Origin of the sequence: Halalkalibacter flavus, from assembly GCF_036663575.1 — a bacterium.
Taxonomy (GTDB): Bacteria; Bacillota; Bacilli; order Bacillales; family Bacillaceae_D; genus Halalkalibacter; species Halalkalibacter flavus.
Genome location: NZ_JAWRVK010000067.1, coordinates 1 through 15008, shown reverse-complemented (window position 1 = coordinate 15008; position 15008 = coordinate 1). Strand labels below are relative to the sequence as shown.

Below are 15008 nucleotides of genomic sequence, written 5' to 3'. Positions count from 1 at the left end.
TAAATCACTTTTAGAAATTAACGAGATATCATGTATCTCTATTTCGCTTGGCTTTTGTTCAGTTTTCAAAGAACTCTCATGCGCTGTTCCACCAGCGACATTTATTATCTTAACATATCATCTTGTTCCGCACAATAACTTTTTAGGAGTTATTTTTCGCACTCACCACCGAATCAATCAGTCGTTCGTGGCGACAAGAAATAATATATCATGAATTATAATTCCGCGCAATAGTTAATTTAAAATTAATTTTTGCGGCTAGATTTAATAATCTATCATAATTCGAAACGAATAGCAACAATCATTTTTGCTAATACTCTTTTACTACAGTACTTTTATTTAAAACTTTAAGATAAGAAGCCATTACTCTATACATAAGTAAGCTGCTTCTGCCATCACCTTTCAATATTCACGCAAATAATGGTGTAGTGAATGACGAAGGTTCTACAAAAGGAATACTTATTACTACATCATCGTTGCCGAGAATTGTCTTAGGTGTTCTACATATCGTTAAAGTTTTTACAGGAAAAGTCTAGTTTTAATTAACTGCATAAAGGCTTCTAATTTTGCTATTTCTTCTATTTCTATTTCTTACACTCCTAGCACCTTACTCTGATATATTTCTTCTCTTACCGCTTCTAAAGTTCTTCTATTGGGTAACTTCCATATCAACGCACCCGGTTTACCCATAATATAAAGTAATCTGCATTAAAATTCTTCTCAATACTAAAAAAAGCAAGGAGTATCCCCTTGCTTTTACTTATCTTATTAGCACTTCCCTAAAAATAAACTGTTATAAACCTTCTACTCACTGATAATTGAAATGTCTTCCTTTAAACGAAATTAAACAATTTATAAAAATCCCTTTTCCCTGACTACCCCTTCGTAGCACCAGATGTTAGTCCTGAAATTAAATATCGTTGCAGGAACAAAAAGACAGTTGCGATAGGTATTGCAATTAGAACCGCCCCAGCAGCAAAACGAGTAAAGTTATTACCAAATTGTTCATTAATAAAATTAAATAAACCTAAGGCTAATGTATAATTTTCTGGACTTCTCAAAATGATACTCGGAAGAATAAAGTCCATAAATGGGGTCATAAAGTTAAACAGAGTAACTACTGCCAAAATAGGTTTTGCTAATGGCAACATAATGGTAAAGAAAATTCTAAAATGCCCAGCTCCATCAATTTTTGCTGACTCATCTAATTCTTTAGGGATGGTGTCAAAATACCCTTTTACCAAGAAAACATTCATTGGAATTGCTCCACCTATATAAATCAAAATTAAACCAGTTAATGAATCTAGCAAGTTGACCATGTTTAAAAGAATGTATAAGGCAACCATCGCCATAAGAACTGGAAACATTTGTAGTAGCAAGAAGGTGTATATGCCATTCTTTCTTCCTATAAATTGATATCTTGAAAAAGCATATGCAATAAGAGAAACAATTGCTACAGCGCTAATAGATGTAATTACTGCAACAATTAATGTATTTTTGTACCAAAGTAAATAGTCACTAGCAGGATTAAAAAAGAGCCACTGATAATGAACAAATGAAAAGTTTTCAGGTATCATTGAAGACCCATATAAGCTTGTCCCTGGATTTAACGATAGACCGATTGTCCACATTAAAGGATATAATATTGCTACAAAGACGATGCCAATAAATGCATACATTCCTGCTACTTGTAAATTGCTTTTTGTTTTTCTAGACATTTACATTTCCTCCTTGAAGGAACGTGTGCGGCGGAATTGATAAAATGCAAATGAAGCAATAACCAACCCGATAATGATTGAAATTGCAGCGGCCATATTGTAATTTTGAGTTTCAAAGGTTAAATTATAGACCCATGAAATCAAAATGTCCGTACCACCAGCATTCTGTCCTCGCACAGCAGGTCCACCTTGATTAAAGAGATAAATTATATTAAAGTTATTAAAATTCCCCGCATACTGCATGATTAGTAATGGCGCTGTTGCAAACATTACATGAGGAAATGTTATAGTTCTAAATTTCTGCCAGCTAGAAGCTCCATCCATATCCGCCGCTTCGTACCAATCCTTGGAAATACTTTGTAATATTCCCGTGAAGATAGCAAATACAAAAGGAAAACCTAACCAAACTTGAATACCTATAAGTGCCACTTTCGCCCAGAATGGATCCGTCATCCATGGAATAGCTTGGCCAAAAAGTGGCATTAGAATGTCACGATTGATTGCACCAAAGTCATTATTAAACAGTGCAGCGAAAATTAAAATAGTAACAAACCCTGGGACAGCCCATGGTAAAATCAATACTGTTCTTATAAATTTTTTAAATTTGATTCTTGGGTCATTAACAAATATAGCCAATATTAGAGCCAATGCAATTTGTAAGGTAGTAGCTACTAATGTCCAAATAATTGTCCAAGAGAGAACACTCAAAAATGTACTACGCCAAATTGGTACTGTCAGTAAAGAAGTAAAGTTATCAAATCCTACCCAATTCAATAAGTTTCTCGGTGGAGAATTATATAGGTTGTAATCCGTAAATGCTAAAAAGACCATGAATAATAATGGAAATACAACAACAAATACTAATAAGAATAGTCCAGGACCTACAAGTAAATATGGAAAACTTTTATCCCAACCATCTTTAAAACCTTCTCTTAAACTAGTAGGACGATATCCTTTCTGAAGTTTTACAGCATCTTTATACGCATCCATTAAATTCAATATATAAAAAGTCAATGCAAAACCTGTAATGATAAGAGAAATTATCCCTTGAGCGAGTAAGACACGCGAATCATCTAATCTAGGAACTTCACCAAGAGTTAAAAGGCCCCAATATCCTATATTTAAAAATTGATAAAAGGTCATTATAAACGCGATAAATAACAGAAAAAAAATTGTTCCTTTCAAGAAACGACGGTTATACATTTGCCCTAAACCAGGAATGATAGATAACGTAGTTGCTACCGTTGGATTATGTTTTTTCTTATTCATATTCTTGCACCTGCCTTTGGCAATCTAAAGTGAAAGAATGCTTAATGCATTCTTTCACCATACTCTCTAAAACATTAGTTACTTCCATCTAAAAGTGAGATTTGTTCTTTTATGTTAGCTACAGCTTCTTCTAATACTTCCTTTGGATCTTCCCCTTGAGAAATGAACACTAATGCGTCACCCATTGGATTCCAAACTTGGGCCATTTCAGGTATATTAGGCATTGGGACAGCATATTGTATCTGTTCTTGAATTCCTTGATATAGCTCATCGTCTACTGTTACATCACCCCGTGCCGGAATCCGTTGAAGTTCATCGAACAGAAACTTAGAGTTTTCTGGATTGGACATAAATAATGCAAAATCTGTCGCCCAATATTTGTTTTCGCTATAATCTGAGATAGCCATTCCTTTTACTCCTAAAAACGATTGTAGTTGATTGCCATTAAATGTTGGGAGTGGGGCAATTGCTAAGTTATCACCTAAACCAGAACTAAAATCAGGGATTCCCCAAGGACCCGAAATAACAGCTCCTACTTTACCATCACGGAATAATCCATTCATAACATCGTAAGTAACACTTCTAGGAATATAATTATTTTCATGCCAAGAACGAATTAAATTTGCTCCCTCTACTACTGCATCAGATGCTAATCCAATATCACTCGTATCAAATCCACCTTCTTCATTCTCTCCAAAAACATACCCACCTGCTGCAGTTAAAAAAGGGAACGTTGGATAAAAATCTGATGTTATATTTAAAAATCCATACTCATCTTTCTCCGTATTAGTTAAACTTGCTGCAATATTTGTAATATCTTCTATTGTCTTAGGAGCATCTGGGACAAGTTCTTTATTATAGAACAACCCAATCGTTTCAACTGATGATGGGATTCCTAATAATTTACCTTCGTACGTAAACGCTTCTAATGCAGACTCTTCATATCCGCTTAATTGTTCTTCTGTTAATGTCAATTCCGATGCTACACCTTGTAAATATGAATCACCTATACGGTCATGTGTTTCGTAATATAAATCAGGTCCTTTCCCTGCAGGTGCATCTAGGGATAGGTCCGCATTTTGAGCATCTATCACGTTCACCTTAATGCCTGTTTCTTCTGTATATCTATCTCCAATAACTTGGAATGTAGATATAACATCATCCCATGCCCAGAAAGTCAGTTCTTCTGGCTTGTCTGGCGCTTCGCCATTACTTGCTTCCTGTTCGATCACCGTTGTGTCACGTTGCGGCCCGCAAGCTGTCAAAATCATTGATAGTACTAACGTCACTACAAAACTAGATGTTATTAATTTGGTCTTTAACATTTTATTTCCCCCTAAGTTGTTTTAAATTAATGAGTACACACACGCTTCATAAGGTCTAAACATTAATTCTTTTGTTAAACTACCATTTTGCTTTTTATAATTTTTTAGAATAAGTGAAGACTCATCGTATTTTAGGTTATCTGGTAGCTCAACTGTAATTACTTTTTCGGTCATATTACAGATAACTAGTGCCTTTTTGTCGCCTAAAACACGTAAATAAGCGAATATTTCAGGGTGATCAGGCAGTAATAACTGATAAGACCCGTAAACAAAAACTTCATTATCTTTTCTTAGTTTTATAAGACTTTTATAAAAATTTAAAATCGAATTCTCATCTACCAATTGGTCTGCGACATTAATAGAAATATAATTTGGATTCATCTTTAACCATGTATTGCTCGCGGTAGAGAAACCAGCGTTTTTGTCCGCATTCCATTGCATTGGTGTCCGCGAATTATCTCGACATTGAGCCCAAATTGTTTTCATTAAATCTTCGTGAGACTCACCTTGTTCACGTTTTTCATGATAAAAATTTAGCATTCCTACATCATTGTAATCTTCAATGCTCTTAAACTGGACATTTGTCATTCCAATTTCTTGCCCTTGATAGATAAAAGGGGTACCTTGCATTAAGAAAAAAGTTGTTGCAAGCATCTTTGCGCTTTCTTTCCAATAGCGTTCATCATCACCCCAGCATGAAACACTTCTAGGCAAATCATGATTTTCTAAAAATAAAGCATTCCATCCCTTTCCCTCTAGTCCAACTTGCCATTTACTTAATGCTTTTTTAAAGCCTAATAGATCTTTTGTATTTTCTTTCCCCTTATCCCATAACGCTACATGGTCAAACTGAAAGATCATATTAAAATAACCATTATCTTCTCCTACCCAAGAATCTGCATCTTTGACAGTTACACCACCAGCTTCACCAACAGTCATTACATCATAGTTTTTAACTGTCTTTTCTGAGAACTCACTTAAAAATTTCTCAATCCCTTTCACATTAGTTGTATATTTTGCTGCAGGTACACAATCTAGCTTTTTGGGATTAGGCAAATCAGGGAAGCCAGGTTCTCTTTTAATATGTGAAATAGCATCAATACGGAAACCATCTATCCCCTTGTCCAGCCACCAATTCACTGTATCGTATAATGTCTGACGCACTTCTGGATTCTCCCAATTTAAATCAGGTTGTCGTTTAGAAAATAAGTGCATAAAGTATTCGTCAGTCTGTTCATCATATTCCCAAATCGAACCACTAAAAATTGACTCCCAATTGTTAGGTGGGTTCCCATCTTCTTTCCCTTTCCGCCAAATATACCAATCACGTTTCGGATTATCTTTAGAAGATCGAGACTCAATAAACCAATCATGTTCATCACTAGTATGATTTATTACTAAGTCAATAATTAATTTCATATCGCGATTATGAACTTCTTCTAGCAATTGGTTAAAATCTTCCATTGTACCAAATTCATCCATAATATCTTGATAATCAGATATATCGTAACCATTATCATCGTTAGGCGACTTATACATTGGGCATATCCATATCACATCTACACCTAAGCTTTTAATATAATCAAGTTTTTGAATCATTCCTTGCAGATCACCAATTCCGTCTCCATTACTATCTTTAAAACTTCTTGGATAGACCTGATAAGCTACACTTTCTTTCCACCATTTTTTTTGCATAAATAATACACTCCTGATTTTCAATAGTCGCATTTTACGTAACCGGTTACGTAAAACAGAAAAATAAAATGACCCAACACATTAAAACCCTATTAATCTTTATACTTTGATCCAGTGAAATTTACGTAACCGGTTACGTAACAATACAAAAAAATTACCTGTGTTCCCTATCAATATTCCTACTGGTTAATTAAATCCTATTGCCACGTAACCGGTTACGTATTTCTGAAAGAGAGACTATTGCGAGCGTACACTCTTTCTCTCAATAATTTGATGATCAAGGATGCAATTATTTACTTCTGTGTCCGAGTTAATCATTTTAAACATCAGATTTGCAGCTTTTTCTGCCATTTCATTATGAGATAGTGAAACCGATGTCAGCGGTGGAGACATAAACTTACATAAACTTATATCATCCATGCCAATAACGGATAATTTTTCAGGAACTTTAATGCCTAAATTATAAGCTGCAGACAAAACACCCATACCAATTTCATCATTCTCTGCGAAAATAGCTGTAAGATCGGGTACCCGATTTAACAAAATTTTGAGTCCTGTTACTCCATCATCGATAGAAAACTTCCCATACTCAATATAACTTTCATTAAAAGGTATGTTGTGGTCCGAGAGAGCTCTTTTGAATCCCTCTACTCTGGGAATAAGGTTACCGGCAATCCATTCTTCTTTATTTCCACTAATCATCCCAATATTTTTATGACCTTTTTGTATTAAATACTTGGTCCCTGTGTACGCAGCTTCGTAGTCATCCGCTGTAACGTAAGGGACGGGAAATTCTGAATAAGCAGACAACAGAACAACTGGAACTCTCATCTTTACGATATAATCATAATACTCTTTTTTCAGTGCTGTACTAGCTAAAATAAGACCATCGATGCGTTTTTCATGTAATAGTTGCAGATATTTCAAAGTTTTGACACCATGCGACTCTGTGTGACATACGATAACACTCGATCCTATCTTGTGTGCAACTGACTCAATTCCATTCAAAAATTCAGTAATTAAAGAACTTGTTAAGTTTGGGACTAATACACCAATGGTATCTGTTCTTTTATTAGTCAATCCTCTTGCTACCCCACTAGGATAGTAATCTAATTCTTGAATAACATTAAGTACTTTTCTTTTTGTCTTTTCTGAATAACCACCTTGGTCGTTCAGTATCCTAGAAACTGTTGCTGTTGAGACATTTGCTTTTTGGGCTACATCTTTGATCGTATAGGTCATAATTATTTCCTTCTTCCTAGTAACGTAACCGGTTACGTAGATGTTAACATAGAACGAAAAGTCTTTCAATAAAATACTAAAAATATAATTCATCTATCATTCACCCTGTTATCCTACACAGGTATACGGGTAGTGAATTAGTTGTTCTCAAGTGGAAAGAAATTTAATTTTGATAAGCATACCGTCCGCATCAATACTCACTATCTACTTACTACATAATCGAATACAAAAATAGACGCTCCTAAAACTAAAAGGATGCGTCCATAACGGGTAAATGAAATATATTACTTGCCTCAGCTCAAAGAGAAACTGGGACACCTTTCCTGTCCCCCGTCCGAGATCGATTTTATAAACTTCGTATGGCGCTTGGGAGATTTTGCAATTGCTTGTTAAGGTCTTCTTCTCTTTTGATAGAAAAATGCGAGATATGGTCATTTTCACTAATATAAATATCAAAGTTAATATCGTTGCCAACAAAGTAAACCTTTCCACCTTGATCGTTTGTTAAATGAAAGGCTTGCATGCAGTGGGTTGGATTATTATCAGTTGGTAATTTATGTCTACAAAGTCCACTTTTGCTCGTATGATTATAACCATGTCTAACAAAAAAACTAAATATCTCTTCAATCAAAGGGTCTTTTACAATAAAGTAATGATCTTCTACAGGATGATTAAAGAAATTAATATCTAACTCCGTTTGAATATGAATTTTTTGTTCTTTAAACGTAATTGGCGCATAATAAGGCAAAACAAAAGAAAAAGGAATCACTCTTTCTTCATTTCGTTGAATTACTAAAGGATCTGTGATTTTTATTTCTAAAATGGGTTCTGTTAAATGACGAAATTCTGTCATATCCATATCATCTTTATAGAACTCTGTATCAATATGAATATATATTTCTGTAATCGTCTGTTCAGCTTTACCACCAAAAATGTGAACCTCACCTTTTACTTCCTTGCCTCGTTCAACTACATTTTCAAACAGTATCGTATTTACTTTGGAAGATCCAATTCCAATTGATGAAAATAGTTTTTCAAACATAAACTTATCTCCCCTTCATAACTGTGTCTTTGGTTTTTATCATCATGAAAAACAACAAAAATCTATGTTATACAATCTATTATATTGAAAGTAAGAGATATGGACTACTTATTTTTTATATAATATGAAACAAACTTTTTTCGAATAAGCCTTAAGTCTATTAGCCGATCCTATGCCTGTAACATAATATGGACTGCTCTTACTAATAGTGCCTTTCCTCCTGCCTTCTATGCAGAGCGTGCCCTGCCTGGCAACGTCCTGGCTCACCCTTTTTCTTCTAGGTAGCTATTCTAATTAAGCACCTCATGCATTCTTACGTATTAATAGTGCCTGGTCACTACCCTAAAAAAACTGCTACCCGGGGTATATTTTACCCTGGGTAGCAGTTTTTCTTTAGCTCCATTCATTACTCTACAATATTAACAAAAATCTCTTCGATTACAGGTTCTTCTTCAATTAACCCATAGTTTTTCAACCATTGAATCGTCTCTTCCCATGATGCAGCTTCCTGGCTACCAAAGCCTTGTTCCGAAGCCATTTTTGGAAGCAAAATTTCTAAACTTTGTTTCTCTACTTCTTCAATTAGCGGGAAGTTCGCTTCGTCTTGATTTGTTAATAAAACGTTTAAAGCATCTTCCGGATTATCTCTCATAAATTCATAGCCTTTTGTGGCTCCACGCCAAAAGGCACGGATTGCATCCTCATTGTTTTCCCAATTCGCATCGTTCGTTACTACGACTAATTCATAAAAGCTTGGCACCCCAAAATCAACCGGGTTAAAGAAACGAGTGTCATGCCCTTTGTGAGCTAAAACTGGTACTTCATGGTTAATATAGGCACCTATAACCGCATCGACATTACCTGTTACAATTGATGACCCTAATTCAAAACCTACATCCACCATCTCCACTTCATCTGGATTGCCGCCATCTGTTGCTACCATTGTCTTTAAAAGTGGAATATTTACCGGTATCCCAGGATAGCCCACTTTTTTTCCTTCTAAATCTTTAGGTGATTCGATAGAACTATCCTCTAACACAACAATGTGATTCAGTGGTGAACGAACGACTGCACCGATTGACTTTACTGGTACCCCCTTTTCGCGGGCCATGATAACATCTGGTTGATATGTTATTCCTAATGTGATTTGTCCTGCTGCAGCTAAGTTAATAGGGTCAGTCGGATTGGCAGGAAACTGAATATTTACTTTAACACCTTCTTCTTCAAAATATCCTTTTTCCTGAGCTACATATAAATAGCTATGTACGGCATTTGGAAACCAATCTAGCATAATATCAACCTCTGCTAATTCAGTTGTTTCCGTTGCTCCTTCTCCTTTAGTTCCTTGCGATTCGTTTGCAGTGCCGCTATTGTTAGTTCCACATGCTGCAATAAGCAATAATAATGCAGCAATCATACTAAAGATAATAATTTTTTTCACCCTGTTTTCCTCCACTTTAATGTAATTTTTTCTATAAGTACAACGAATAAAAATAACACGATTCCGACGAGTGATAATAATAGGATTGGGGCAAATACTCCTGCTCCGTCAAATTGCGTCATCATTCGTCTACTGAAATAACCAAGACCCGCTTGGGCGCCAAGCCACTCTCCAATTGCTGCACCTATGACGCTCAACGTAACAGCTACCTTCAACCCAGAAAAAAAATGGGGCAATGCTGATGGAATGTATAGTTTAAAAAAGATATCTCTTTTTTTTGCACCCAAAGTAAGAAGCAATTCCTTTAATTCCTTGCTGCTTGAGCGAAGTCCGTCAAACGTATTAACGGTAATTGGAAAAAAAGTAATAAGTACAGTTACTACTACTTTACTCCAAATGGAGTAACCAAACCAAAGAACAAAAATTGGTGCTAAGGCGATAATTGGGATTGTTTGTGAAGCAATCATAATGGGATAAAATGCTTTCTCTGCAATCTTACTTTGGCTCATCCATATTGCTAATCCGACCCCAAATATAATAGAAATTGATAACCCTACTAAAATGATAGATATCGTAGCTGGTAAGTGTCTTAAAATTAGGATCTCTTTCAATTCCCATAATTTTAAAACAACCTCCGTCGGTGCCGGCAGAATATAAGACATTCCTACTGCTCTAGCTGCTATCTCCCAACCAACAAGTAATACCAGCACAAGTGACATAGGAAACAGATAATCGTTCCACGACCTCATAGCATCACCTTATGACGAAGCTTTCGAAGCAACTGCTCTTTTAACGAAACTACTTCCGTGCTGTTCATGTCACGGATGGTTCTAGGACGAGACAACGGTACAACAATTTCCTTCAACTCTCTAATAGGGGTATCTGTTAATACAAAAATACGGTCAGAAAGAAATAGAGCTTCATCGACATCATGAGTAATAAACAGTATCGTATTTTCCCGCTTTTGCCACTGCACCAACAACCACTCCTGCATCGTCAGCTTCGTTATCGCATCGAGAGCACTAAACGGTTCATCTAGCAAAAGAACATTAGCACCGCTTAATATCGTCCTTAAAAAGGATACGCGCTGCTTCATACCTCCAGATAAATCGCCGGGATATTTTTTTTCCACCCCTTGAAGGCCAAACTCTTGCAGCAGTATCTTGACTCTTTTATGTGCTTCCGAGCGTCTGACCCCTTGAATCTCTAGCGGCAATGCTGCATTTTCTATAATCGTCCGCCATGGCATGAGAAGATCTTGCTGCGGCATATAGCCAACATGGCCAAGGCGGTCTTTTCTTTCGGATCCATCTAATAAAATTTTCCCCGCAGTAGGTTGCTCCAACCCGGTAATTAACTTGAAAATTGTCGTTTTGCCAGAGCCACTCGCCCCTATAATGCTGATAAATTCTCCTCTCGTCACATTCAAATTAACCGAGTCCAGCATTCGTTGCGAATTTGCATCTTCAGCATTATAGGCAAAGCTTACCTCCTTAAATTGTAGAGCATCATTACTCATCTGTTGGCCACATCTCAAGGTTATAGGACATATCCCAAAACATATACTCAAACCTCGTCGTATTCAGGAAAATTTCCTCTAACTTTAGCAATTCATCTTCTCGTTTTCCTTCTGTTAAACTATCTAAAAGGTCGATGCACCAAATTGCAAGTGAACCAAATTCCTCGGAGGAGTACATCTGAATCCATTCACCGTAAAATTCGTGGTCCGCTGCTCCTGGAATTTGATTAAGTTCTTTGCCAATTTCCCAGTAGCTCCACATACAAGGCAAAAGGGCTGCAACAAGATCAGCAATCGTTCCATTTTGGCCGACGTGCAGCATGTAATGCGTATATGCAAGAGTCGTTGGCGATGGCTTTGCATGCTCTAACTCTTCTTCTGATATATGAAACTTTTTTGCATATTCGCGGTGCAGAGCCATTTCCGTATTCAACGTCGAATCTAACAGGTGAGCGAACTTCCCCATCGTCTCTACATCATCGGTTTTCATTGCCCCGAGGGCAAACAGCTTGGCATAATCAATTAAATATAAGTAATCTTGCACCATAAAAAAACGGAACTTTTCTTTATCGAGCGTCCCACTTCCTATACCTTGGACAAACGGATGAGCATGATTTTTTCGCCAAATCGGCTGTAACTTTTCGTATAGACGTTCACTAAATTTCATTTACTTATTCACTCCTCTTTGTATGACTCCATTCATAAATAAACGCAAGCAACACCTTCGTATATTCAACTAATTGCTCGATTGAAACTTGTTCGTTGACCGCATGAGCATTTCGTAAATCTCCTGGCCCATAAATAACGGTAGGAATTCCTGCATCTCCTAACCAGCCGCCATCGGTTACGGTCGGAGAAACATCAATGATAGCTTCTTTCGTTGAAACAACTTCGTGAGTATGTGCCAAGAGCTTTACACCGGAGTGATTTTGGTCGACTTCCAGTGAAGGGAAAATTTCACCACGATCCTCTATCATCGATGTTCCACCCCAAGTAAACATTGGAGGATTATCCTTTAGCCACGGATCTCCTTGAGCAACGTTTAATATATGTGCTTCAATTTCCTTTGACACAGATTCATACGTTTCATTCGGGTAGTAATGCACGGTAATCCATAGTCGACATTCGTCTGCAATAAACGCTGCATGCCTTCCACCTTCGATAACTGCAGGATTAATAGTGTTTGTACCTGGTAAAAAACCTGGGTAACTTTTTGTAACTGCCCAGTGGCGTTCAAGCTCCTGTAACCCTGCAATCACCTTCATCATTTTTTCAATTGCGCTTGCACCAAACATACCACCGCCGGCATGGATCATATTGCGCCTTGTTGCATCATGGAACGTTTGCTTACTTTTTATCGTAATCCAACCGGTAATAACGCCGCCTTGCCCTTGAATATGTAAATCGCTCGTATCAACAACGATTGCAAAATCTGCTGTATATCCACGCTTCGTACATTCTAGTGTCCCAGCTTCACCGACCTCTTCACCTATAACTGACTGAAATAGTATGTCTCCCGGCAACTCCACACCATTTTTTTGAAGGAGCTGTAGGGCAAATAATGCACCGGCCATTCCTCCCTTCATGTCAGCAGCACCACGCCCGATAATGACGCCGTCACGGACGAGCGGGGCAAATGGGCCCACTTCCCAATTTTCCTCCTCATTCACCTCTGCTACATCGATATGACCGTTAATAATTAAACTATTATACTCAGATGAATGGGTCCCTTTTAATGTTCCAACAACATTCGGGTCGTTTGGGTATACATCCCATATATCTACTCCAAACCCAAGCTCTTTTAACCGACTAGCTATAAAGGTCTGTGCATCCTTTGTATTACGTGCAGGAGGTGCCGGTGTCTCAAAGGAGATTAACGTTTTTACAAGCTCGATTAACTCCTCACGATGCTCGTCCACTTGTGATACTATCGCTTGTAATTTTTCTCTCATCGCTTTCACCTCTACTCGATAAATGAAAAAAACCGCTCCTTCAGAGAGAAGAAGCGGACTTATCCAAAACTATTACTAAATATTAAACAGTAATATGTTCATGTAAAACTTCTTCCCTACGCTAGAATGACCTAGATCAGGTGATAAGGGTTAAGACAAACGTCTCTCTCAGCTAAAAAGCACCCCTAGCAGTTAATTCGTTTTTAGTTGTAAAATACTTCTATGTCTATTTCTAACACAGTTCCTTAGTAGGTGCAATAAAAAATATACAGTTGCACTAAGTAATTGTGCCTAGCACCACCCGTAGTAGAACCCTTTCTTTATAAGTACTTTCACTTTCACCTTCACCAGATATGGGGAGCAGGTACCTAACACAAGGTTCTTTAAGAGCACCTAAGATAATTTATTTAAAGGTTAATCTGAATCTATGCCACGTGTTCTAATATCAATTTTTACAACTAGTAATCTTCTTTTTGAGTTTACATCTGCGATAGTATTTGGTTTTAAGATCATATTTAATATACAAGCATTACTATATGTATCTTGAAGAAATTTGTTTGTTTCATCGATTAAATATCGCTGATTTTGTCGACTAATTTGCAATTCTCTCTCCTTCCTTGACTACTTTAGCCCTCTCCTTACATGTTAATATTTTAATACTAGCTTTTTATGAAAAACGATGTGTGACATTACATTCCTTTATACCAAAATCAATACATTAAGCTCTTTTGATTTAGTCCCCGGTCTTGATTGAATAAGATTAATGATACGAATGAGTCTGGTTACTCGGTCGGACATGGGATCATCCTTTCTATGTTTAAACCTTAATTTCTATGTATTTTAATAACACATTGCCCATCCATAGGCTGCAAACAATTCTCTTTTAATTGGATAGACATACTCGTCCCTCTTTCTTGTTTCTTATCATTCTACAACTTACTCTGTCCCTACTGTATATTTTTAACATTTTATATTCTGTAATTTAGATTACTCACTATCTAGCTACTACATAATCCAATATAAAAAGAGACGCTCCTAAAACTAAAAGGATGCGTCCATAACGGGGTAGGTTAAATATATTAATTTTCAACTATGGGTGAAGAAATTAATTTAGTCCAAGCGACATAAGGAACAGATTCCTTGCCTCAACGTCAAATGTTCAAAGAGGAACTGGGACACCTTTCCTATCCCCTTGCTTTGATTATTATATTATTTAGTACGATTTAGTTATTTAACTTTTTTAATATTAACCCCAATCCTCCTCCAACCCCAATTCCCATTACAATCATTAATAGGATTAAATGAACAGTGGTTAATGTTTCTAGGTTAAGAGCTATAACCGCTCCTAGTACTCCTATGATTCCTGCCATTACCCAACTTAGTAAAAAAACTTGCCATCTTTTCATTAAATACTCCCTCCCTATCGCGCATTATCCATCATAAAAATACTCACAGGAATAAATTGCGGTATTATCTTTTAATTATATATCTTTTTTCAACCACCAAACACCCGCACACTCAGGAAGTGTTAGTAAGCTTTCTTTTATCACTTTATTTGCAAGGTCGTCACCAAAGAAGAATCTGGTTAACTTATCAGCTTCATTAGATGCTGCTCCTTCTAGCGCATTCCTATTATGTAGCGTATGTTCGTCTCTCCTATTTCCATGCGGAGCGTGCCCTGCCTGACAACGTCCTGGCTCACCCTTTCTCTTCTACGGGGAAGGTTATTCATGGAGTTGTTCTTAGAAGTAATTCACTTTGTGTTACGAAGAGAAAGGGTTCGGACTCACTTCTTTTCTTCTACT

Annotated in this window: 12 protein-coding genes and 1 riboswitch; all 12 genes read right to left on the bottom strand. The window is 36.8% G+C overall.

Features of this window, described 5'->3' with window-relative positions:
• Positions 1-875: 875 nt before the first annotated feature.
• The gene (locus tag SAY88_RS23385; protein ID WP_332634745.1) at positions 876-1718 is read right to left on the bottom strand and encodes a sugar ABC transporter permease; all 843 of its coding nucleotides are present in this window, start codon (positions 1716-1718) and stop codon (positions 876-878) included.
• The gene (locus SAY88_RS23380; RefSeq protein ID WP_332634743.1) at positions 1719-2987 is read right to left on the bottom strand and encodes a sugar ABC transporter permease; all 1269 of its coding nucleotides are present in this window, start codon (positions 2985-2987) and stop codon (positions 1719-1721) included.
• Between the two features lie 74 nt (positions 2988-3061).
• A complete protein-coding gene (locus tag SAY88_RS23375) occupies positions 3062-4312 on the bottom strand; it encodes a sugar ABC transporter substrate-binding protein (RefSeq protein ID WP_332634741.1) in 1251 nt (416 codons plus the stop codon).
• 21 nt (positions 4313-4333) lie between these two features.
• Positions 4334-6040: a glycoside hydrolase family 13 protein gene (locus SAY88_RS23370; protein ID WP_431308911.1), complete on the bottom strand. Its 1707-nt coding sequence runs from the start codon at positions 6038-6040 to the stop codon at positions 4334-4336.
• Between the two features lie 204 nt (positions 6041-6244).
• The gene (locus SAY88_RS23365; RefSeq protein WP_332634738.1) at positions 6245-7342 is read right to left on the bottom strand and encodes a LacI family DNA-binding transcriptional regulator; all 1098 of its coding nucleotides are present in this window, start codon (positions 7340-7342) and stop codon (positions 6245-6247) included.
• A 253-nt stretch (positions 7343-7595) separates the two neighbouring features.
• Positions 7596-8291 carry a sporulation protein gene (locus SAY88_RS23360; RefSeq protein WP_332634737.1) on the bottom strand — a complete coding sequence of 232 codons (696 nt, stop codon included), beginning with the start codon at positions 8289-8291 and terminating at the stop codon, positions 7596-7598.
• A gap of 406 nt (positions 8292-8697) precedes the next feature.
• Entirely contained in the window at positions 8698-9732 is a 1035-nt protein-coding gene (locus SAY88_RS23355; RefSeq protein ID WP_332634736.1) for an ABC transporter substrate-binding protein, read from the bottom strand.
• Complete coding sequence (locus tag SAY88_RS23350) at positions 9729-10481, bottom strand: ABC transporter permease (protein ID WP_332634735.1); 753 nt, start codon at positions 10479-10481, stop codon at positions 9729-9731. The genes SAY88_RS23355 and SAY88_RS23350 overlap by 4 nt, the downstream gene beginning before the upstream one ends.
• A complete protein-coding gene (locus SAY88_RS23345) occupies positions 10478-11251 on the bottom strand; it encodes an ABC transporter ATP-binding protein (protein ID WP_332634746.1) in 774 nt (257 codons plus the stop codon). The genes SAY88_RS23350 and SAY88_RS23345 overlap by 4 nt, the downstream gene beginning before the upstream one ends.
• Positions 11244-11918: a thiaminase II gene (gene tenA / locus SAY88_RS23340; protein ID WP_332634734.1), complete on the bottom strand. Its 675-nt coding sequence runs from the start codon at positions 11916-11918 to the stop codon at positions 11244-11246. Before tenA ends, SAY88_RS23345 begins: the two co-directional genes overlap by 8 nt.
• A gap of 4 nt (positions 11919-11922) precedes the next feature.
• Positions 11923-13203 carry an acetylornithine deacetylase gene (locus SAY88_RS23335; protein ID WP_332634732.1) on the bottom strand — a complete coding sequence of 427 codons (1281 nt, stop codon included), beginning with the start codon at positions 13201-13203 and terminating at the stop codon, positions 11923-11925.
• A gap of 96 nt (positions 13204-13299) precedes the next feature.
• A riboswitch (TPP riboswitch) is annotated at positions 13300-13400 on the bottom strand.
• 1026 nt (positions 13401-14426) lie between these two features.
• Positions 14427-14609: a hypothetical protein gene (locus tag SAY88_RS23330; protein ID WP_332634730.1), complete on the bottom strand. Its 183-nt coding sequence runs from the start codon at positions 14607-14609 to the stop codon at positions 14427-14429.
• Positions 14610-15008: the final 399 nt, after the last annotated feature.